This is a genomic window from Shimia fortis (assembly GCF_040225985.1).
In the GTDB taxonomy this organism is placed as follows: domain Bacteria; phylum Pseudomonadota; class Alphaproteobacteria; order Rhodobacterales; family Rhodobacteraceae; genus Shimia.
Window position 1 is genome coordinate 183851 of sequence record NZ_JBBPEU010000006.1, and the last position, 21692, is coordinate 205542.

At 61.2% G+C, this 21692-nt stretch carries 15 protein-coding genes, 1 tRNA gene and 1 pseudogene; 2 read left to right on the forward strand and 15 right to left on the reverse strand.

Annotated elements, in window-relative coordinates; genetic code table 11:
- Positions 1–29: 29 nt before the first annotated feature.
- From WNE31_RS11485 to WNE31_RS11500, 4 genes and pseudogenes are all read right to left on the reverse strand, one after another.
- Positions 30–1133 carry an AI-2E family transporter gene (locus WNE31_RS11485; protein ID WP_349979920.1) on the reverse strand — a complete coding sequence of 368 codons (1104 nt, stop codon included), beginning with the start codon at positions 1131–1133 and terminating at the stop codon, positions 30–32.
- A 142-nt stretch (positions 1134–1275) separates the two neighbouring features.
- Positions 1276–1659 (reverse strand): calcium-binding protein, encoded by a 384-nt coding sequence (locus tag WNE31_RS11490; protein ID WP_349979921.1) that lies wholly within the window; start codon positions 1657–1659, stop codon positions 1276–1278.
- A gap of 69 nt (positions 1660–1728) precedes the next feature.
- Positions 1729–1983, reverse strand: a pseudogene (locus WNE31_RS11495) (protein NO VEIN domain-containing protein); the annotation flags it as partial.
- A gap of 154 nt (positions 1984–2137) precedes the next feature.
- A tRNA-Cys gene (locus WNE31_RS11500) sits at positions 2138–2211 on the reverse strand.
- A 248-nt stretch (positions 2212–2459) separates the two neighbouring features.
- Between WNE31_RS11500 and WNE31_RS11505 the strand changes: the two genes are divergently transcribed.
- Both WNE31_RS11505 and WNE31_RS11510 read left to right on the forward strand, forming a co-directional pair.
- Complete coding sequence (locus tag WNE31_RS11505; protein ID WP_349979922.1) at positions 2460–4721, forward strand: Ig-like domain-containing protein; 2262 nt, start codon at positions 2460–2462, stop codon at positions 4719–4721.
- Between the two features lie 225 nt (positions 4722–4946).
- On the forward strand, positions 4947–5783 hold the full coding sequence (locus WNE31_RS11510) for an alkaline phosphatase family protein (protein ID WP_349979923.1): 837 nt from the start codon (positions 4947–4949) through the stop codon (positions 5781–5783).
- Between the two features lie 78 nt (positions 5784–5861).
- Here the strand turns inward: WNE31_RS11510 and WNE31_RS11515 are convergent, their stop codons facing one another.
- The 11 genes from WNE31_RS11515 to WNE31_RS11565 all read right to left on the reverse strand — a co-directional run bounded on the left by WNE31_RS11515 (position 5862) and on the right by WNE31_RS11565 (position 21316).
- Entirely contained in the window at positions 5862–7229 is a 1368-nt protein-coding gene (locus tag WNE31_RS11515; RefSeq protein ID WP_349979924.1) for an ArsB/NhaD family transporter, read from the reverse strand.
- 46 nt (positions 7230–7275) lie between these two features.
- Entirely contained in the window at positions 7276–7764 is a 489-nt protein-coding gene (locus WNE31_RS11520; protein ID WP_349979925.1) for a CBS domain-containing protein, read from the reverse strand.
- Positions 7765–8031: 267 nt separating this feature from the next.
- Positions 8032–9426, reverse strand: coding sequence for a siroheme synthase CysG (gene cysG, locus WNE31_RS11525; RefSeq protein WP_349979926.1), 1395 nt, complete (start codon positions 9424–9426; stop codon positions 8032–8034).
- 20 nt (positions 9427–9446) lie between these two features.
- Positions 9447–12116, reverse strand: coding sequence for a molybdopterin-dependent oxidoreductase (locus WNE31_RS11530; RefSeq protein ID WP_349979927.1), 2670 nt, complete (start codon positions 12114–12116; stop codon positions 9447–9449).
- Positions 12116–12448 (reverse strand): nitrite reductase small subunit NirD, encoded by a 333-nt coding sequence (nirD, locus tag WNE31_RS11535; RefSeq protein WP_349979928.1) that lies wholly within the window; start codon positions 12446–12448, stop codon positions 12116–12118. Before nirD ends, WNE31_RS11530 begins: the two co-directional genes overlap by 1 nt.
- Positions 12445–14892 (reverse strand): nitrite reductase large subunit NirB, encoded by a 2448-nt coding sequence (gene nirB, locus WNE31_RS11540; RefSeq protein WP_349979929.1) that lies wholly within the window; start codon positions 14890–14892, stop codon positions 12445–12447. The genes nirD and nirB overlap by 4 nt, the downstream gene beginning before the upstream one ends.
- 151 nt (positions 14893–15043) lie before the next feature.
- Positions 15044–16735: an ABC transporter ATP-binding protein gene (locus WNE31_RS11545; protein ID WP_349979930.1), complete on the reverse strand. Its 1692-nt coding sequence runs from the start codon at positions 16733–16735 to the stop codon at positions 15044–15046.
- Positions 16736–16740: 5 nt separating this feature from the next.
- Complete coding sequence (locus WNE31_RS11550) at positions 16741–17823, reverse strand: ABC transporter permease (protein WP_349979931.1); 1083 nt, start codon at positions 17821–17823, stop codon at positions 16741–16743.
- Positions 17824–17932: 109 nt separating this feature from the next.
- Positions 17933–19297 (reverse strand): CmpA/NrtA family ABC transporter substrate-binding protein, encoded by a 1365-nt coding sequence (locus WNE31_RS11555; protein ID WP_349979932.1) that lies wholly within the window; start codon positions 19295–19297, stop codon positions 17933–17935.
- A gap of 262 nt (positions 19298–19559) precedes the next feature.
- On the reverse strand, positions 19560–20735 hold the full coding sequence (locus WNE31_RS11560) for an ABC transporter substrate-binding protein (protein WP_349979933.1): 1176 nt from the start codon (positions 20733–20735) through the stop codon (positions 19560–19562).
- Complete coding sequence (locus WNE31_RS11565; RefSeq protein WP_349979934.1) at positions 20735–21316, reverse strand: ANTAR domain-containing response regulator; 582 nt, start codon at positions 21314–21316, stop codon at positions 20735–20737. Before WNE31_RS11565 ends, WNE31_RS11560 begins: the two co-directional genes overlap by 1 nt.
- Positions 21317–21692 lie beyond the last annotated feature (376 nt).

Sequence of the window (21692 nt, forward strand, 5' to 3'; positions counted from 1 at the left end):
ACGATGCTGGCAACCCCCAACGAGATGGTTCAGGTGTCGTCTTCCGTCTCGACCGGGGTCGGATCGTCCGGGCCGACCTCGGTCCACAGCGTCAGGAACACCCCGGCACAGACCGGCCCAAGGATGATCCCCGCCGCCCCGAACAGCCCGAGTCCGCCCAGAATGCTGACAAAGACCCACAGGTCCGACATGCCCGCATCCTTGCCCACAAGGCGCGGGCGCAGGATGTTGTCGACCGAACCCACCACCAGCGCCGCCCAGGCAGCCAACGCCAGCGCCTTGGCAAACTCGCCCTCGATGCCAAGATATACGGCCCCGCCGAACACGATAAGCCCAGCGCCCACCGCCGGAATGGCCGCCAGAAGCGCCATGATGACGGACCAGAACATCACGCCCTCTATTCCAACAACCCAGAAGCTGAGCCCGCCAAGGATAGCCTGGATGATGCCGATCAGGAAAGTGCCCCGGATCGTGGCACGGCTGACCGAGATGATCCTCGCGTCGATCTTGGCCTGCAAATCGGTGGGCAGGCCGGAATAGGCGAGCATCTGTGCGAACACCGTGGTGTTCATCGGCAGAAAGAAGAACATCGCGTAAAGGAAAGTGAACAGGCTCAGGAAGAAGGTCGCAGTGCCATTGGTCAGGTGCGACAGCGAGGTGGCAAAGAACGAGGCCAGCGACCCCATGAGTTGCTGCGCCTTGGCATAGATCTGGGGGCCTGCCCGTTCGAGTGTATCCTTGAAGGGCAGCCAGTCCGGCCAGCGCAGCGTGCCCTCGCGCAGCTCTTTCACGTCTTCCGACAGGGTTTCGAGCAGTTCATCTGAATCGCGGAACACCTCGACGGCCTGCACGGCGGCCTCGTAAGTGATCAGGATTAGCGGCGTGATCACGGACAGGGTGCAGACGATCAGGGTCAGCCCGCTGGCCAGCCCCGTTCGTCCTCCCAACACTCGGTGGAACCAGTCAAACAGGGGGCGTGCCAGCACGGCGCAGATCCCCGCAAGGCTGAGCGCGATCAGGAACCCCTGCACCAGCGTCAGGAACAGGGCCGTGACCAGAAGCGTCGCAACACCTGTGGCCATCAGCGCCCGGTTGCGCGTCTCGGTCAGGTTTTTGTCAGGTTTTCCGGCCATCGCGCCCGTCCCGTTTGCCAATGCCACCACGATAGCCAGCGCAAGGCGGGTTGTCGAATGTCGATCGGGGCGGCACCCCCAATAGAGAGGCGGGCGTCGGGGTGTGTCTGACCGCGTGGGTCAGAGCAACCAGGCCTGTTCTTCAAGCACCATATCCGCAAACTGCAACGTCTCGATATTGGCAAAAATGGTCGATGCCGTCGCGCCTTGTGCCGCCGGTGTGGCTGATCTGGTAGAGCCCGTTCACGATGGCGATGTCATACTCTGCCCGCGCGCCCTGCAGGACCAGCGTGTCGTGACCCGTGCCGCCGTCGAAGATGTCGGTGTCAAAGCCGTTGCCGCCGACAAGCAGGCCATCCCCGTCGCCGCCATTCAACGTGTCGCGTCCCAGCCCGCCATAGAGGCTGTCATTGCCGTTGCCGCCGTTGAGCAAGTCGTTGCCCGCATATCCGAAAAGACGATCATCGGTTTCATTACCGCCAAACGCCTGCACCGAAATCCAGTCGTCCTGTCGTGATCCCTGCAAAGTGCGGCCATTCGAGATTCATGACTGACCCATCGTGCCTTTTGCTCCAAGAGGCTCCGATACTCCCATTGGAAGGGAAGGCTTCCTGGCAACCCACTCTCCGCTTTGCTGGAGGTGCCGGGCAACCGCCTCCACCAAAGACATCTGGAAATTGAAGGCGGGCTTGTAGCCGTTGATCCAGGTTTCACCCAACCCCTTGAGGACCGCCGAGATGTTCTGATGCTTGACCTCGATCGAACCATTGGAGCGGCCGACCAACTCCTGCAAGGCCCGGTTGTGGGCGGCCTTGTTGTATCTGTTGCCGACCAACTCATCAGAAAGCATGGCGAAATAGTCCGCCACGATGGCGTCGTTTTCCAGATCTGACCATTCCTCACCCAGGCTATGCGAAGGGTTTCACGATGTGACGAAAAGGAAACCTGACGGACTACGGTGTACACCGACCTGTAAACTGGGTGACGCAATTTTAGCTAAGTGTTGGAGGCGAGTACCGGAATCGAACCGGTGTACACGGATTTGCAATCCGCTGCGTCACCACTCCGCCAACTCGCCAGCCTTGTGGTGCGATGCGTTTATCGTTTCCTTGACGGGGGTGCAAGCCCTTGTGTGACCGGTTTTGCATCAAGTGTTCGGGCAATTTGCTTGCAGGCATGTAGGCGATAGGAGCGCGGCATTTGGTGCCTGCTGCTGCAGCATCTGCGCCGACCCTTGTGTCCCTGTCCTATGAGGGTCTGGAGCGAATCCGGGATTCGTGTCAGGGTTGTTGTTGAATTCATTTGATAGATTGAAGGTGAGATATCATGCCCGAAGGTGCAGCGAACCAGACCCCCATTGCCGAAGATGACCTGCTTGGCGGGGCCAACCGTATTCTTTTCGTGTCAGACAGCGGTGCCGGGCGCGGTATCGCCAATGCCTTGCGGTCCGTTGGGTATGAGGTGGACGGCGTTCTGGATAATTTCTCCAGAGGAACAACCTGGCGCCTGCAGCAGGACCTTTCCGACTATGGTGCCATATTCTGGAGTGCATCCGGAAACGGGGCAGGCGACCAACACACCGACCCCGAGATGTTCGCAAACCTTACCGAGTATGTGACCGACGGTGGCCGGGTCTTCGTAACCGGCTATGACTCGGTGGCCAGTCCGCGCGATGACCGTTTGATTGCTTTTCTTGGGGGAACCGGAAGCCGCGACTTTGGTGGCCCCCGCCCGATCAACGATGTAGAGAGCAGCTTGACCACCGGTGTGGTCGACATCCGCGGGCTTCAACCGCAGGATTACTATGGTGATTTGGATACCATATTTGTCGATCCTGATCTCGGCACGCAGGTGATCGTGCCCAGCAGCTATTTGGGGGGCGCGTCCTGGAGTTTGCGCCAGTTGGGCGAGGGCGAGATCGCTTATGTGTCCAACGGGCAGTCCGGCGGCGTAAATAGTAACTGGCGCAGTTGGGAGAACTCATCGGCGGACGGCACAGGGGTCTATAATGCCGCGATCCGAAATTTTGCCGCGTCCACAGAGCAGGGATTGCTGGTGAGTGCCAACCGGACCGCAACGGTGGACGGCGCTGATCTGTTGAGCAATGACAGCGATCCGGACAATGAACCGGTGTCGATCATCGCCGTGTCGGCCACAAGCGCGCTGGGCGCGGCGGTCACGTTGAACGCGGATGGAACGATCACCTATGATCCCACCGGATCGGCCACGATTCAGGCGCTGGACGAGGCGGACCGCGAAGAGGACAGCTTTACCTACACGATTGACGATGGGGTTGGTGGTACAGCAACGGCCACCGTGTACCTGAGGGTCAACGGGGTGGATGACGTGCCCGTCCAAACCGGCGTGATTGATGTGAACAGCGCTTATTACGGCGAGGATTTCGCATGGCAGGTACCTTATGATCTGTTCGAGGATCTCTCGGGTGGTCCCGTGACCTATGACATTCGGATGGCGGATGGTGGCGCCTTGCCGGACTGGCTGTCGTTCGACAACCGCACGCTTGGGTTTTCGGCCAGCGATATGGATGCGTCGCGCGAAGGCGATCTGGCGCTTCAGATCCTCGCGACTGAAACTGACGGGCAAAATGCCTTAACGGCGTTCACGCTGTCTATTGTCGGGGACGAGACGGTGGGGGGCACAGCAGGAGATGATGACCTGACCGGCTTTGCCGGGGCGGATTTTGTCTTCGGGCTTGCTGGCAACGACACGCTGGCCGGGGCCGGGCGGGACGACACCGTGCATGGCGGCGACGGCAATGACAGTCTCTTTGGGGACGACGGTCACGATCTTCTGAGCGGTGGCACTGGTGATGACACAGTGGCCGGCGGAGAAGGATCAGACAGTGTCTATGGCGGGGACGGTCACGACAGCATCGAAGGGGGCAACGGTCCGGACTGGCTTTTGGGTATGGAGGGCAACGACACCATTGAAGGCGGGGCTGATCACGACCACGTCGGAGGCGGGGCAGGGGATGATGTCCTGAACGGGGGCCTTGGCAATGATACTATCGGGGGGAGTGACGGGCAGGATACGATCACGGGGGACGACGGAAATCTGTCAGGGGGGCGTGACCGGCTTTATGGCGGCGCAGGCAATGACAGCATCTTTGGGGGGGCGTCGGGTGATTATCTCAATGGAGAAGATGGCGATGACACGTTGATTGGCGGGTATGGCAACGACACCATCCTTGGGGGTGCGGGGGACGATTTCATCTTCGGAGGGCTTGGTCGGGACCTTGTCACAGGTGGCGATGGCGCAGATCGCTTCTTCCTCAATGGGGCACTGCTCGGCGGAGATCACTTGCGGATTCACGATTATTCGGCGGCTGAGGGTGATACGATCGTGATAGATGGATCGTTAGTCGACACGGCAGATTTCTGGGTGCGCACAACCAACGTGACATTGGTGAACCCGAATGAGGAGGCCGAGACATACAATCAAGAGACCGCCCTTTTCTATCGTGGACAACGGATCGTCGAGTTCCTCAATGAAGATATCGACCGCGTCGTTTTGCGCCTTCCGGTGCCGGGTCCCGAGGGCGAGGTCGTGGTGTTTGATCTCGTGTGATACCCGAACCCACGACGCAGCGCGCGGGGTTTTCATACCCGACGAAGGGGCCCAGGCGGGCCCCTTTCTGCCCGAGCGTGTTTCATACGAATTTCCCCACCGTCTCACAAAAGCGTCAAGCAGGTGTCGTCATGCTTGTGGAGACTCTCGGCGGGACGCATGTTTTATGCAAACATGCCGGGATGATCCCGTAAACGAAAGACTGCCAGGCGAGGATGGGCGCGCATGAAAGCCAAACTTCTTTTGATCGTTCTGGACGGGGTGCCTTGGCGCAACTGGGACCTGTTCGGAAACCTTGAGGGCTGGGTTGATGCCGGCGCGGCGCACAAATGGCGGATGCGCTCGGTGCTGCCCTCGACCTCGGCCAGCTGCTATGCCTCGATCCACACCGGCGTGACGCCTGCGGTGCACGGGGTCACTGGCAATGACAATGTGTTCCGTGTCGGTCTGCCCGACATTTTCAGCCAGGTCCGGCTGGCAGGGGGTGTCACCGGAGCGGTCACCCATTCCTACTGGTCCGAGTTTTTTAACCGGGCCCCGTTTGATCCTGTGCGCGACATCGAATATGACGAACCCGAAAGCACCAGCATCAACCATGGCCGGTTTCACACGATGACCGGCTACAACATGCGCAACCAGATGACCCCCTCGGATGCGGACCTGTTCGCCACGCTGACCATGCTGGGCGAGCGGTTCGGTATTGACTATGGCATCCTGCATACCTGCACGCTCGACTCGATGGGGCACCGATTTCAGCATGACTGCTATGAAATGGACAATGCGATTTTTCACCTCGACGAAAAGCTTGCGCAATATGTTCGGCGGTGGCGTGACAGCGGCTATGAGGTTATTGTCACTGCCGACCACGGACAGAATGCACGCGGCCATCACGGCGGACGCGGTGCGGATCAGCAGGATTTTGCGCTGTATTATTTCGGCGCAGCCGAGGGGCCGGACAGCGACACCTTGCTGGATCAGCGCCAACTGGCCCCCACGATCCTGACCCGACTGGGCGCCGAAATCCCCGACACGATGCAGCACGCCCCTTTCCTGAACGCCTGACGTACCGCCGACGTGGACATGAAAAGGCCCGAAGTGGTTGCTCCGGGCCCTTTTTGCACGATAAGGCGCGCCTTGCCGTCAATAGAAATACCGCAGCCAGAGATACACGTTCGAAATCGCCAGCGTCAGGATCATGATCGGGAAGGCGATTTTCATGAAGGTGAGGAAGGGGATCGGCTGTTTGGCCTTTTCCGCGAATGCCGCCACGGTCAGGTTGGCGGACGCGCCCAGAAGCGTACCGTTCCCCCCAAGGCAGGCCCCAAGCGCCAGAGACCACCACAGCGGCTCGATCGCCTCGGGTCCGCCAAAGGTGTCGGCGGTGGATTCGATCAGCGGGATCATCGTCGCCACAAAGGGGATATTGTCGAGAATGGCCGACAAGATGCCCGAGGCCCAGAAGATAAAGAAGGCGGTTTTCATCATGTCGCCCTCGGTCAGTTCCAGCACTTTCTCTCCGAAATAGTCCAGCAGCCCCACATGTTCTACCCCGGCGACGATCACGAACAGGCCACCAAAGAAGAAGATGGTGATCCATTCGACCTCGCCAAAGATGTGGTGCACGGATTCCGACTGTTTCTCACCGTGCTGGTGGCCATAGGCCAAGAGCATCAAGAGTGCGGCCCCGGCCAGCGCCGAGGTGCCCGGCTGAATGCCATATCCATGCCCAAGCGTGAAGCCTGCTAGCACAAGGGCCAGAACACCCAGCGACTTGAACATTAGCGGATAGTTGGTGATCGCTTCGGTTTCGTCGAATTTCATGATGCGGGCGCTGGCCTCGGGCGGGATCGCGGCCAGTTCCTTGCGGTTCATCAGGTAAATGATGCCGGTCAGGATCACGAGGCAGATCGCGGAAATCGGTGCGAGATTCACGACGAAATCATTAAAGCTGAGCCCCGCGGCCGAGCCGATGATGATGTTGGGCGGGTCGCCGATCAGGGTGGCGGTGCCGCCGACATTCGAGGCGAGGATTTCGGCCAGGAAGAACGGGAATACCCGCACCCCCAGTGCGTCGGTAATCAACAGCGTGATCGGCGCGATCAGAAGCACCGTGGTCACGTTGTCCAGAAGCGCCGAGAACACCGCCGTGATCAGCGTCAGCATGATCAGGATGCCGGTGGGGTTGGCCTTGACCAGCTTGGCGGCCTTGATCGCCACGTATTGAAACAACCCGCATTTCGACGTGATGCCGACGATCACCATCATGCCGATCAAAAGCGCCAGCGTGTTGGAATCGACGCCTGCAATCGCCTGTTCCTGGTTGATGATCCCGAACAGAACCATCAGCGACGCGCCCAGCATCGCCAGAACGGCGCGGTTCAGTTTCTCGGTGATCAGTACGGCATAGACAAGCAGCAGGATGCCGGTGGCGACCCACAGGGGCGAGATGCCCAACAGGTCGGGAACGGAGAACGCGACGTCTCCGTGAGAACTGGAATGTTCGGTCAAGGTATTGGTCCGGTGTGAAGGAGGAGAATTTCAGAAGAGGAGGGGGTTAGCTCAGAACGCTGTCGAGAAGCGAGTTGCTGCAGACCGTGCCGACGAATTTGCCGGTCTCGGGGTCCACAAGGATCACGTGGCGCTTGTACTTATAGATCAGGAAGACGCCTTCCATGACCGGCGTGTCCGGTGCGGCCACGGGGATATTGTCGGGGTTCGACAGGTTGTCCGAGACCTTTTCGAATTTCAACTGCGCGATCCGCGCGTCGAAATCTTCCTTGGACAGGTTCATGAAGCTGAGCGATCCGATGCCGGCCCGGGTTGTCTCCGAGTTCAGGCCAATCGTGGCCGCGCTGGGCAAGATCAGCTTCAGAAGCGTCGGCGCGGTAAACACACCGACATATTTGCCGTTTTCATCCACGACCGGCAGAAACCGTGCGCGGCTGTGCCGGATCATCTGAAAAGCGGTGGCAACGCTTTCATCCGGATGAATCGTGAGTTGGTTCTCGGGCGGAACCATCACGTCAAAACAAGTCAGACCCATTTCGAGACCTCAATCAGTGGCAGCAGGATGTCCTGCCTGTTGCCTGTCCGGTCTCCTCCTCCGCTGTGCCTCCTCGCACGGCAAATGGGACAGACGCCCGGCGGAATGACATGTGTCAATCCCGCGAGGCGCGCGCTTCATTCCACGATTCATCCCCCTTGGCCAGAGCAAAAAAGGAGCCGTGCCACATCTTTTTCTCGGCGCATGGTGCTGAATAAAAAGAAGTATTTTGCCGGTATGTTTGTCGGCGTGTTCTATGGCTCGCGGTCACACCACGACGAGCGGCACCCTCTTTTTGCCGGTCTCAACGGTCTTGGAGTAGCGCAGGATCAGGACTGCGGGGTTCTTGATACCCTTTTCGGCCAAGACCTCGGGCAGGGCACCAAGGCTTGCCTCTACCTGACGTTCTTCGCGTGTGCTGACCTGTTCGACAATCTCGATCGGCAAATCCGCAGGCACGCCCCGTGCCAGCAGGTTGGCTCGGATCGTCGGGGCCTGCGCGACGGCCATGTAAAACACCACGGTCGTGCCGGGGCGGGTCAATTCCGACCAATCCGGTTCGGCATCGCCGGGTTTGCAGGTGCCCGTGGCCAGAACCAGCCGGTCGGTCTTGCCGCGTTCTGTCAGGGCCCTTCCCAGAGATGCCGCAGCCCCGCTAGCGGCGGTGATGCCGGGCACGATCTCGATCGGGATTCCGGCGACGCGGGCGGCGTCAAGTTCTTCGGTTGCGCGTCCGAACACGGCGGGATCGCCAGATTTCAAGCGCACGACATTCTGGCCCCGGCGGGCGGCGTTCAGGATCACGGCGTTGATCCGTTCCTGTGGCCAGTTGTGCGTGCCAAGCGCCTTGCCCACATAGACGCGTTCGGCATCGCGCCGCGCGAGTTCGAGAATATCGGGATCGACCAGACGGTCATAGAAAATCACGTCCGCCTCTTGCAGCCGTTCGACTGCGCGCAGGGTCAGAAGATCACGCGCGCCCGGGCCTGCACCCACAAGGGCGATGTGACCCGTTTCCGTGGGCGCTTCGCCGGTTTGGGCGATGCGGGTCTTGAGCATTTCGGCGGCCTTGCGTTCGGATCCTGCGCGGAACATCTGCCATTCGGGCCCTGAAAAGACCGTGCGCCAGAATTTCAGGCGGGGCTGGCCGGCGGGGATACGCGCGGCGACGGCATCGCGCAGGCGTCCGGCCAGCGCGGCAAAGCGGCCAAGCGACGGGTCGAGCATCTGTTCGATCTCCGTGCGGATGCGGCGCGCCAGCACCGGGGCGGTGCCTTCGGTGCCAATGGCCACGACCACCGGGTCCCGATCGACGATGGACGGGGTGGTGATGTCGCAGAGCGCGGGTTGATCCACAACGTTGACGGTCGCCCCGGCCTGCTTGGCCAGCTTGTGCAGCGCCTTGTCCCGTGCCTCGTTCCCCGTGGCCAGAAACACTATGGCCGTGTCTGCGAAGTGGTCGGCGGTAACGGGGCTGGGATCATGGGTGATACGTTTCTGATCGGCCAGCGCCTGCAATTCGGGGTCCAGTTCCGGGGCAAGGACAGTGATCCGCGCCGAAGTCTTCAGCATCAGGCGGCATTTCTGGGCCGCCGTTTCTCCGCCGCCGGCGATGACCACGCTTCGGTCGCGCAGCTTGATGAACATCGGGAAAGCATCCATGGCAGGGCCTTTCTTTCGGGTTATTCCGCCGCGTGGCGGGCGTTGGCATTGGCCAGTAGCGCGGCCAGTTCGGGGCGGCACGAGCCGCAGTTCGATCCGGCCTCAAGCGCCGTACCGATCTGCTCGACCGAGACAAGGTTCTGGCGCGTGATCGCGTCGAGAATGGTGTTCACGCCCACGTTGAAACAGGCGCAGACCGTGGCACCGGGGTCAGGTTGATCGGCGCCGGGGCGCCCGGCCAGTATGGCGGCAGACAGACTGCCGCCCATGCGGCCCGCCGCCCAACTGCGCGAGACTGAAACGGGGCCAGGCGCGCAGTAGAGTGCCGCCAGAACCTTGCCGTCCTGATGCAGGGCGATCCGCGCGGTGCCGCGCGTTGTGTCGATCACACTGCTGGCGGTGGCATCGGGCAGGGCGAACAGGGCGCGCGCGTAGCTTTGCCAGTCCTCCGGCGTCTCGGCCCCCGCCAGTTCGGCCCGCCAGCCGCGCGCATGGCGCGCTGTGGCCCAATAGTCCGACGCAGGGTGTATGGTCTCGGTCGACACGGCGAACCCATACCATGCCGGGGCCAAAGGGCGGATGCGGACCATGGCGGCCTTGGAGTCCGGTTGTCCCGACACCGGATCGGTGATTGCGGGCACCACCGCGCTGATCCGACCCGCGCTGGCATATTCCGAGGTCCAGTGGATCGGCGCAAAAGCCGTGCCCGCCTGCACCCGGTCAGTGATCAGGGCGCGCAGGATGGCCTGCCCGTGGTCCGAGGTGACTGTGACCAGGTCGGCATCCCGGATGCCGTGTTGGACGGCATCTTCGGGGTGGAGTTCGAGATAGGGTTCGGCCATGTGACTGTTCAGACGCGGCGACTTGGCGGTGCGCGTCATCGTGTGCCACTGGTCCCGGATCCGGCCCGTGTTCAGGCGCAGAGTGTCCGGTGAGACCGCAGGTTCAGGGGCATTGTGTACCGCCAACATCCGCGCGCGGCCCGATTGGGTATAGAACGCCCCGTCAGCGAACATGCGCCCGCTGCCCCCGGGCCGGGGGGCAGGAACGGGCCAACGGGTGGGTTCAAAACCCTCGAACGCGGCATCCGACAGCGCCGCCAGACCGGAAATGTCAAAGTCGCGCCCCTCGGCGGCGGCAAGGCCGGACAGGGCGGCGTATTCCCGGAAAATATCAACCGGATTTGCGTAGGCAAATGCGTCGGACCAGCCCATGCGGCGGCCGACATCGCTCAGGATGTCCCAGTCATGGCGGGCTTCGCCCATCGGCGGCAGGAGCGCGCGCTGACGCGAGATCATCCGCTCGGAATTGGTGACGGTTCCGTCCTTTTCGCCCCAACCGGTAGCGGGCAACACCACATCTGCCAGCCGCGCCGTGTCGGTGTCGGCAGAAAGGTCGGACACGACCACGAAGTCACAGCTTTCAATCGCGGCCCTGACCTTGTCCGCGTCTGGCAATGAGACCACGGGGTTGGTGCACATGATCCAGAGCGCCTTTATCTTGCCCCGGCCCACGGCATCAAACAGGTCGACCGCCTTGAGCCCCGCTTGCGTGGGCATCTCCGGCGCCGTCCAGAAGCCCTGCACCACGTCGCGGTGGCGGGGGTTTTCGATATCGAGATGACAGGCCAGCATATTGGCCAGACCCCCAACCTCGCGCCCGCCCATGGCGTTGGGTTGCCCCGTGACCGAAAACGGCCCGCAACCCGGTTTGCCGATACGTCCGGTGGCCAGGTGACAGTTCAGGATCGCGTTCACCTTGTCACTGCCCTGGCGCGACTGGTTCACGCCCTGCGAAAAGACGGTCACGGTTTTCTCGGTGCCGATCCACCAAGTCAGGAAAGTCTGAAGGGCGCTATGGTCAAGCCCTGTGATGGCGGCGTCCTCGCCCGAGGCGGCGTTCAGCGCGTCCTCGAACCCTTCGACATGCTCGGCCACAAAGGCGCTGTCGACGCAGCCCTGTTGATGAATTTCCGACAAAAGCCGGTTGAACAGGGCGATGTCCGTGCCCGGTTTGATCGGCAGGTGCAGATCTGCGATGTCACAGGTGGCGGTGCGGCGCGGGTCGATATTGACCACTTTCATGCCGGGCCGCGCCTTCTTGGCCGCGACAATGCGCTGGAACAGAACCGGATGACACCACGCAAGGTTCGACCCCACCAGAACGATCAGGTCGGCCTGTTCCAGATCCTCGTAGATGCCCGGAACGGTGTCAGTGCCAAAGGCGCGCTTATGGCCTGCCACGGTCGAGGCCATGCAAAGCCGCGAATTGGTGTCGATATTGGCCGAACCGATGAAGCCTTTCATCAGTTTGTTGGCGACATAGTAATCCTCGGTCAACAACTGCCCCGAGACGTAGAACGCCACGCTGTCGGGGCCGTGGTCGGCAATCGCCTGTTTGAACCGGTCCGCCACAAGATCAAGTGCCGCGTCCCAGTTTGCGGTTTGCCCCCCGATCTTCGGGGCCAGCAGGCGGCCCTCGGGATCAAAGGTTTCGCCAAGCGCAGACCCCTTGGAACAAAGTCGTCCCAGATTTGCGGGGTGGTCCGGGTCGCCCTTGATTTTGACGCCGCCCGAGCCGTCCAAGGTGGCCAGAACCCCGCAGCCGACGCCGCAATAGGGGCAGGTGGTGCGGATGGTTTGGCCCGCCTCTGTGCCGCGCGCGGCTGCGGGAAAGTCTGCCCCGTCCATCACGCGGCCACCTGCGCCTTGATCTGCTTGGCATCCAGCAGGATCCGGCCATCGACCACGCGCGTGTCGTAGGTGTCGATCTGGCCGTCATCCGCGCCCTGTGCTTCGCCGGTTTCGAGGCTGAACACCCAGTTGTGCAGCGGGCAGGTGACCTTGCGCCCGTGCACGATGCCCTCGGACAGGGGGCCGCCCTTGTGCGGGCAGCGGTCGGTGGTGGCAAAGACCTCGGTCTCGTCCGTGCGGAACACAGCGACACAGCCCACGGCGGTTTTCACGATACGGGCCCCGCGCAGGGGGATGTCGTCGATGTGTCCGATATCAAGCCAGCTCATTCTGCAGCCTCCAGTGTGAGGTCGGCCAGCGGCGCATAGGTCGCGGCCTTTTGGGGTTTTGCATGTTCCGCCCAGGGATCAGTGCGATAGACGCTTTGCGAGAGTTCGAACCGCGCGATCAGGGCCTTGCGGTTTTCCAGATCGTCCACGACCTGTGCCTTGCACCAGTCAAGCCCAACCTTGGCGGTCCATTTGAAGACGCGGTCCAGATACTTGGCCTGTTCACGGTAAAGCTGGGTGAAGGCGACGATGATGTCGGTCGCCTCTTCCTCGGTCTCGACCTTGGCAAGGGCTTCGGTTTCCTTGACCTCCATGCCGGCGGCGCCCGCGACCGAGACCTCGTAGCCCGAGTCCACGCAGATCACGCCGATATCCTTGCAGGTGGCTTCGGCGCAGTTGCGCGGGCAGCCCGACACGCCCAGCTTTAGTTTGTGCGGTGTCCAAGAGCCCCAAAGCTGTTTTTCCAGCTTGATGCCAAGCCCCGTGGAATCCTGCGTCGCGACGCGGCAATGATCCGTGCCAACACATGTTTTCACCGTGCGCAGCCCCTTGGAATATGCATGACCCGAGACCATGCCCGCCTGGTTGAGATCGTACCAGATGGCGGGCAGGTCTTCCTTGCGGACACCCAGAAGGTCGATCCGCTGGCCGCCGGTCACCTTGACGGTGGGCACGTTGTACTTGTCGGCGGCATTGGCGATGGCGCGCAATTCGTCGGGCGTGGTGACGCCGCCCCACATGCGCGGCACCACGGAGTAGGTGCCGTCTTTCTGAATGTTCGCGTGATTGCGTTCGTTCACAAAGCGCGACTGCGGGTCGTCCTGATATTCGACGGGCCAGTCGGCCAGCAGATAGTAATTGATCGCAGGTCTGCAGACATGGCACCCGTTGGGGGTGGACCAGCCGAGTTCCTGCCAAACGGCCGCCTGCGATTTCAGTTCCTGCGACTTGATCAGGCGGCGCACATCCTCGTGCGAGAGATCGGTGCAGCCACAGACCGAGGCTGCGGCGGGGATCACGAAGTCATCGCCCAGCGTGGTGGCCAGAACCTGTTCGACAAGGCCGGTGCAGGTGCCGCAGGACGCGGATGCCTTGGTGGTGGCGCGGATCGCGCCAAGGTCGGTGGCCCCGTTCTGGATGGCCTCGACGATCTGACCTTTGCAAATGCCGTTGCAGCCGCAGATTTCTGCGTCAGCCGGTAAGGCTGCAACGGCCGCCATAGGGTCCACGGCGGCCCCTCCTTGGAAGGCGGGCCCAAAGATCAGGGTGTCGCGCATCTCGGACACGTCGGTGCCGTCCTTGATCAGGCCGAAGAACCAGTTCCCGTCCGCCGTGTCACCATACATGACCGCGCCGACCAGCTTGTCGGCCTCAAGCACGAGCCGTTTGTAAACCCCGCGCGCGGGATCGCGGAACACGATGTCCTCGCGGGTGTCGGTTTCGGCAAAATCGCCCGCGCTGAACAGGTCACAGCCAGTCACTTTCAGCTTGGTTGCGACCTCCTTGTTGACGAAAGTGGCCTCTTCCCCAAGCAGGGTTTTGGCGACGACCTTGGCTTGATCATAAAGCGGTGCGACAAGGCCGAAGATCGCGCCGTCATGTTCGACACATTCCCCGACGGCGACGATATCAGGGTCCGACGTGACCATCTGGTCATTGACGAGGATCCCTTTGTCGGTGTCCAGATCGACGGCCTGCGCCAGCGCGATGTTCGGGCGGATGCCCACGGCCATGACCAGAAGGTCACAAGGCAATTCGGTGCCATCGTCCAGCAACAGCGCCCGCACCTTGCCGTTTTCGCCAAGGATTTCCTTGGAGTTGGCCGAGCATTTGACAGTGATCCCCTTGTCCACCAGCGCCTTGCGCAAGAGATAACCCGCGGCCTCGTCCAGCTGGCGTTCCATCAGGTGGCCCATGATATGGACCACGGTCACATCAACGCCCCGCGCCTTGAGGCCGGCCGCTGCTTCCAGGCCCAGAAGCCCGCCGCCGATCACCACGGCGCGTGCGCCCGACGTGTCCCCCAGTGCCATCATGCGTTGGGTGTCTTCAAGGTCGCGATAGGCAATCACCCCGTCCAGATCATGACCGGGCAGGGGGATGATGAACGGGTTCGATCCGGTTCCGAACATCAGCTTGTCATAAGGCAGGACGTCGCCGTTTTCGGCAGTCACCGTCTTCGCCTTGCGGTCGATGGACACGACCCTTTCGCCAAAGCGGCAGGTCACGCCGTTTTCTTCGTACCATTCGGCGGTATGGGTGACGATCTCGTCATAGGTCTTGTCGCCCGACAGCACCGGCGAGAGCATGATGCGGTTATAGTTGCCGCGCGGTTCGGCGTTGAAAAGGGTGACGTCAAAGGCGTCGGGGGCTTGTTCCAACAGGTGTTCCAGCGCCCGGCCCGAGGCCATGCCGGCCCCGATGATGATCAGTTTCTGTGTCATAACAGGAAATGCTCCTGAGTCGCGATTTTAGTAAGAGCGGAGGGCAAGCCCGGACCGCGTGTGGGGGTGAAGCCCCCGCCCATGAGGGCGGTCGGTGGCTGTCCGGCATTGCCGGTCAATGGGCAGGTCGAAGGTTGGCGCATCATCGCTTTCACTCCGCTGCAATCGGCGCGTGGGACTGGGCTTTGGGTTTCGGCGTGGCGCCATGCTCGTATTCCTCGAGGAAATCGAGCACTTCCTGACGGAAGTCATAATAGTCAGGATGTTCCATCAGCGCCTTGCGCGTGCGTGGGCGGGGCAGGTCGACATCGACGATCTTGCCGATGGTGGCCTGCGGGCCATTGGTCATCATCACCACGCGGTCGGCCAGAAGAATGGCTTCATCCACGTCGTGAGTGACGCAAATCGCGGTCACTTTGGTCCGGTCCCAGACCTCCATAAGCACTTCTTGCAGTTCCCAACGGGTCAGGCTGTCGAGCATCCCGAAAGGTTCGTCCAGCAACAGCAGCTTGGGCGACAGCGCAAAGGCGCGCGCGATGCCGACACGCTGTTTCATGCCGTTCGACATGGAATGCGCGGGGCGGTCCATCGCGTCACCAAGACCAACCCGTTCCAGATAGTATTCCACCACGTCCTGCCGTTCGGCCTGGCTGGCCTTGGGGTAGACCTTGTCGACCCCAATCGCGACGTTCTCCTTGGCTGACAGCCAAGGGAACAGGTTGGGCGACTGGAACACCACGGCACGTTCGGGATCGGCGCCGACAACGCCGCGCCCGTCAAGGTTGATGACCCCTTTGGAAATCTCGTTGAGGCCGGCAGCCATGGTCAGGACCGTGGATTTGCCGCAGCCCGAATGTCCGATCAGCGAAATGAATTCGCCCTTTTCCAGTTTGAGATCGAAATCCTCGACCACGGTCAGCGGGCCTTTGGGTGTGGGATAGATTTTGTGCAGCTGCGAGAATTCCAGATACTTGTCGGTCCGGGTGCTTTCGGTTGCACGCACATCAGCCTGGGCCTTGGGAATGTTGTGGATCGCCGTGACGTTGGGCAGTTCCCGCGTCATATCCGCCTTGGCGTCGATTCCCACATCCATCAGGTATTTGGTGATCGCAGCGCGCAGCTTCTTGAATCCGTCATGGTGGTTCATCTCCATCCGGTCGCGGGGGCGGGGGATGGTGACCTTGAATTCCTCGCCCAGGGTGCCGTCAGGGTTCAGCGCGATGATCCGGTCGGCCAGAATAATCGCCTCGTCCACGTCATTGGTGATCAGAACGCAGGTTTTCTTGTCGGCCTCCCAGATCGCCTCGATCTCGTCCGCGAGATTGGCGCGTGTCAGGGCATCCAGCGCCGAAAGCGGTTCATCCAAGAGCAGCATTTCAGGGTTCATTGCCAGCGCACGGGCCACGTTGACCCGCTGGCGCATCCCCCCCGACAATTCCGCCGGGCGGCGGCTGGCGGCATGGCCCAGACCCACCATCTTGACGTATTTGTCGACAGTTGCGGCCTTTTCGGCAGCGGGCATCTTGGGAAAGACCGAGTCCAGCGCAAGCCGCACGTTGCCGTTCACCGTCAGCCACGGCATCAGCGAATAGCTTTGGAAGATCACGCCGCGTTCCGGGCCGGGGCCGGTGATGGGCTTGCCTTTAAAGGTGACGTTGCCCTTGGACGGTGTTTCCAGCCCGGCCATCAGGTTGATCAGCGTTGTTTTGCCGGTGCCCGAGAACCCCAGAATGACAAGGAATTCGCCTTCCTGCACGTCGAGATTGATGTTTTTCAGAACCTCGGTGTGGGCTGTGCCCTCACCGAAACCTTTGCTGACATTGTCGAATTTCAGAATACTCATGGGGATCACCGGTTGTTCGAGAAGGTGAACAGCGACTGGATCGCGTACATCAGGCGGTCCAGCAGGAAGCCGATGATGCCGATGGTGAAAACCGCCACCATGATCTTCGCGAGCGAGCTGGAAGAGCCGTTCTGGAATTCATCCCAGACGAACTTGCCAAGACCGGGGTTCTGGGCCAGCATTTCGGCGGCGATCAGAACCATCCAGCCGACGCCCAGCGACAGGCGCAGGCCGGTAAAGATCAGCGGCAGGGCCGAGGGCAGCACCAGCTTGGTGATCTTAGTGTAGGTGTTCATTTTCAGAACTTTGGACACGCTCACCAGATCCTTGTCGATCGAGGCCACCCCCAGGGAGGTGTTGATCAGCGTGGGCCAAAGCGAACACAGGGTCACGGTGATCGCCGATGTCAGAAAGGATTTCGAGAACAACCCGTCATCGACAGTGTAAGTGGCCGAAACAACCATGGTGACGATGGGCAACCAGGCCAGTGGCGAGACCGGTTTGAAGATCTGGATCAGCGGGTTGATGGCCGCGTTGGCATAGGGGCTGAGGCCTGCCATGATGCCAAGCGGGATCGCAATGGCCGACCCGATCAGGAACCCGAAGAACACGGTTTTGATCGAGGTCCAGATCTGGTCATAGTAAGAGGGCGCACCGGTATAGGTGATCTGCTTCACCTTCTCGGGCTGGCCTTTTTCGATGAATTTCTGGTTGCGCGCCTCGACGCGGTCATAGAACTTCTGTTCCTTTGCCGCTTTGGCCTGCGCGTCTTCGTGCAGGTTGACGGCCTCGGTCCAGACTTCCTTGGGGCCGGGGACAGCACCCAGCGAGGTTTCCACCTTGGGGGCCAGCGTGCCCCAGAGGGCGAGGAAGGCAAGGATGGCCAGAACCGGCACCCCCAGCAGGCGCCAGATTTCCTTCATCTGGGCGCGGGGATTGTCGCCGGCAACAGCCTTGAGAATGGGGGTCACAAAGCTGAGGCCCAGCACCTGGAACCATCCGTCGGCTTTGTTGATACGTGTGAACAGACGGGCTCGGCGGGCTTCGCGCTCTTCGTCGGCAAGGGTTTGGGGGTCTATCGCGGTCATGGATCTGATCCTCGGGTTGGGCGTTGGGTGTCCCGTTGGCAGGCTGCGGTCGGTGTCGGCCCACCCCGTTTGCCCTGTAACAGGCAGGTGGGGCGGGCCGACGGGGGAGTTATCCCTGCACTTCGGTGCCCACGACTTTCTGGTTGCCTTTCAGGCCGATCGGCAGGCTGTCGAGATAGGCGTTCGGTGTTTTTCCGTCATAGGCGATGCCGTCGATGATATCCTCGGCAGGGGTCGGGGCCTTGTAGCCATCGCTGTCCCAGGGGAAGTCCTCGGCACTGGCCAGACCTTCATCCACCAGTAGCTTCGCCGCCTCGAGATAGATTTCCGGCTTGTAGACCGAGCGCGCGACCTCGTCATACCAGCTGTCGGGCTTGGCCTCGGCGATCTGGCCCCAGCGGCGCATCTGGGTCAGGTACCAAACCGCGTCCGAGTAGAAGGGGTAGGTCGCGTTATAGCGGAAGAACACGTTGAAATCGGGCACTTCGCGCTTGTCACCTTTTTCGTATTCAAAGGTGCCGGTCATCGAGTTCGCGATCACGTCATAATCCGCGCCCACATATTCGGGCTGCGACAGGATCTTCACCGCTTCCGGACGGTTGGCGTTGTCGTTTTCATCCAGCCACATCGCGGCGCGGATCAGGGCCTTTACGATGGCCTTGGTGGTGTTGGGGTTTTCCTCGGCGAATTCGGCGGTGATGCCAAAGACTTTCTCGGGGTTGTTCTTCCAGAGTTCATAGTCGGTGATGACCGGAACACCGATGCCCTTGAAAACGGCCTGCTGGTTCCAGGGCTCACCTACGCAATAGCCATAGATGGTGCCGGCTTCCATGGTGGCTGGCATCTGCGGCGGAGGTGTCACGGAAAGCAGGACGTCCGCGCCGATTTGGCCCGAGATGTTTTCCTGGCTGTAATAGCCCGGCTCAAGACCACCAGCGGCCAGCCAGTAGCGCAGCTCGTAATTGTGGGTCGAAACCGGGAACACCATGCCCATGTTAAAGGGCTTGCCCTCGGACTTGTATTTTTCAACCACCGGCGCCAGCGACTTGGCCGAAATCGGATGTTGCGGGCGGCCATCGTCCATCAGGGGCACGTAGGGCTTCATCTCTTCCCAGATCTGGTTCGACACGGTGATGCCGTTGCCGTTCAGGTCCATCGAGAAGGGGGTGATGATATGCGCCTTGGTGCCGAACCCGATGGTCGCGGCCAGCGGCTGACCGGCCAGCATATGCGCGCCGTCCAGTTGGCCGTCGATCACGCCGTCCAGCAGAACCTTCCAGTTGGCCTGTGCCTCGAGCGTCACAAAGAGGCCCTCGTCATCAAAGAAACCCTGTTCATAGGCCACGGCCAGTGGGGCCATGTCGGTCAGCTTGATAAAGCCGAAGGTCAGTTCGTCCTTTTCCAGTTCCAGTTCGGCCATGGCAGGCGTTACGAACATCGTGGTCGCTGCGAGAATGGATGCTATCCGTTTCATGTGTTTGTCCTCGTTCGCGCCCCCTTGCGGGGCAAAAAAACAAAAAAAGCCGCTGACGCACTTCGACTGTCTGTCGAAGGGTCGAGCGGCTTTGCTCATAAGGTCCCAAACGTTGGGATGGGGGAGAAGAGACGGAACGCCCTTGCCCCGTCTTGAGATCATTAGGCCGGGTGACTCGCCACAGGGCAAGCCTGTGATTGTGCTGCGGGTGCAAAATAATGCTGCGTTGCCGCAATTGCGTAGGTGACTGCCTGTTTTTTGGTCATTTCTGCCCCTGTGGGTCAAAGATCGCCCCGTCAAAGAACCGGTCCGGTCCGAGAATCATCGCACCATTGACCGAGGCGACCTCGGTCGGATGGGTCAGCGCGCCTTCACATTTCGACGAGGCGCCGGGCATGTCCGCGTTCAGCGGAGACAGATGTTTGCGATAAAGGTCCGTGCGGAATACCGTCTCGGCGGTGCGGGCGGCGCTTGCGCGGTCCAGACCGATCCGTGCGGCCATTTGCGAGCCGATCCACGCGGCCTGCGATTTCCACGGGAAGGTGGCGGCACCGTCAAAGAAGGTCACCATGCGCGCCACGGGCTTGGCCTTGATATTGCGCGCGATGACCATGCGTCCGGTCAGGGCGCGTTCGATCACTTCGGCGCTGACACCCAGATATTCGGGCCATGACAGGATTTCCGCTGCGGTGGACATGCGGGCGGGATCCGACAGCCAGCGCCCCGCCTTCCACACGGCCCGCATCAGCAGGCCGGTCAGGTCTGGTTCCGCCTCGGCCCATTCGTGGCGCACGGCCAGCACCTTTTCGGGAGCGAACTGCCAGATGGCGCTTCCGGGCAAGAGCAACTCTCCATGCCCCTGTTCGACCGCGATCGATCCCCAGGGTTCGCCCACGCAGAAAGCGTCGATTTCCCCGGCGCGGATGGCATCCGCCATCAACGGGGGCGGGATGGTGCGCACGTCAAGGTTCTGGGGGGCGGCTGGCCCCATCGCGCCCAGCCAGTAATAAAGAAGCTCGGCATGCATTGAGAACGGAAAGGGCACGCCGACGCGCAAGCCTCCGCCCAGATCGCTGAGCGCGCGGCCTGTCGCATGGGCATCCGCGAAATCCGGCACGAAGCCGTTGGTGCGCAAGCGGTCCGCCAGTTCGGTCGAGACGCCGACCACATCGCCGTTGACCGACAGGACTGACAGCGCATCAAGCCGCGTGGTCATACCGCCAAGCCCCAATGCCATGGCGACAGGGATCGGGGCCAGCATCTGGGCGGTTTCCAACTGCCCCAGCACCAGCCAATCACGCAGTGTTGACCAGGACGGCGCGCGTTGCAGGTCAAGGGACAGGCCCTCTTCTTCGGCGAACCCCATTTCCTGCGCGATGATCAGCGGGGCGGCATCGACCAGCGGCATGAAGCCGGTTTTCAGGGGGACCGTACGCATCACAACAACTCCGATGCGGTCACAAGCGCCTGCGCGACATCCGCAATTTTCTTGCCTTGATCCATCGCCGTCTTGCGGATCAGGGCATAGGCTTCGTCTTCGTCGACCCCGCGCGCGCGCATCACGATGCCTTTTGCGCGGTCGATGATCTTGCGTTCTTCAAGGGCGCGTTTTGTGGCCTCAAGCTCTGACCGCATACGTTGGAACATGTGAAAGCGGGCAATCGCGGCGTCAATAACCGGTTTCACGCGGTCGCTGTGCAACCCGTTCACCACATAGGCCGACACGCCGGATTCAATGGCTGTCTTTGTCAGGCGGTCATCCGACCGGTTGACGAACAACGCGACCGGCCGTTCCAGCGGCGATGAGGCGAGGGTCAGTTCTTCGATCGTATCCCGCGACGGGTTTGAGACGTCGATCAGCACGATGTCGGGATTGATTTCGGCAATCGATCGGGCAAGGCGCGTATGTGCCCCCAGAACCTGAATGTCGTGGTCGCCTGTTTCCAGAAGACTGTCCACAATCGAGGTGGCCTTGTCGCGGTCGCCCTCGACAATGAGTATGGAAAGCCGGTCTGTCACCCGATCTGCACTCCTGTTGCGTTGCAGGAACCCTAGCGGGGCAGGTTGGAAGGCACCATATGCTGCGTTGCAGCGTGCGCGACTGACCAATGGGTGCTGGTCAAAAGATGGGCGTTTGGCTGAAAGTTTGAGCGCCTTGAAGGCGGATCATCCTGAGCTACTTTGCACCTGCGCTCCAGGTCCTGACGAAAAACTATGCGGCAGGTGCTGGACATTTCGGCACCCCCATAACACCCTGCCGCCAAAATCTGCGCCTCTAGGCGAAACAAGGAGACTTCGATATGCCGAAAGATCTGGCCCCCCAATCTAAACCCGACCTTTCCTCTTTCACGTGGGAGGATCCGTTTCTTCTTGAAAGCCAGCTTGCCGAGGATGA

Excerpts from the sequence above, each read along its gene's own strand:
- WNE31_RS11485 (WP_349979920.1), bottom strand. The coding sequence starts at position 1,133 with ATGGCCGGAAAACCTGACAAAAACCTGACCGAGACGCGCAACCGGGCG.
- WNE31_RS11505 (WP_349979922.1), top strand. The coding sequence starts at position 2,460 with ATGCCCGAAGGTGCAGCGAACCAGACCCCCATTGCCGAAGATGACCTG.
- WNE31_RS11510 (WP_349979923.1), top strand. The coding sequence starts at position 4,947 with ATGAAAGCCAAACTTCTTTTGATCGTTCTGGACGGGGTGCCTTGGCGC.
- WNE31_RS11520 (WP_349979925.1), bottom strand. The coding sequence starts at position 7,764 with ATGGGTCTGACTTGTTTTGACGTGATGGTTCCGCCCGAGAACCAACTC.
- cysG (WP_349979926.1), bottom strand. The coding sequence starts at position 9,426 with ATGGATGCTTTCCCGATGTTCATCAAGCTGCGCGACCGAAGCGTGGTC.
- WNE31_RS11530 (WP_349979927.1), bottom strand. The coding sequence starts at position 12,116 with ATGGACGGGGCAGACTTTCCCGCAGCCGCGCGCGGCACAGAGGCGGGC.
- nirD (WP_349979928.1), bottom strand. The coding sequence starts at position 12,448 with ATGAGCTGGCTTGATATCGGACACATCGACGACATCCCCCTGCGCGGG.
- nirB (WP_349979929.1), bottom strand. The coding sequence starts at position 14,892 with ATGACACAGAAACTGATCATCATCGGGGCCGGCATGGCCTCGGGCCGG.
- WNE31_RS11545 (WP_349979930.1), bottom strand. The coding sequence starts at position 16,735 with ATGAGTATTCTGAAATTCGACAATGTCAGCAAAGGTTTCGGTGAGGGC.
- WNE31_RS11550 (WP_349979931.1), bottom strand. The coding sequence starts at position 17,823 with ATGACCGCGATAGACCCCCAAACCCTTGCCGACGAAGAGCGCGAAGCC.
- WNE31_RS11555 (WP_349979932.1), bottom strand. The coding sequence starts at position 19,297 with ATGAAACGGATAGCATCCATTCTCGCAGCGACCACGATGTTCGTAACG.
- WNE31_RS11560 (WP_349979933.1), bottom strand. The coding sequence starts at position 20,735 with ATGCGTACGGTCCCCCTGAAAACCGGCTTCATGCCGCTGGTCGATGCC.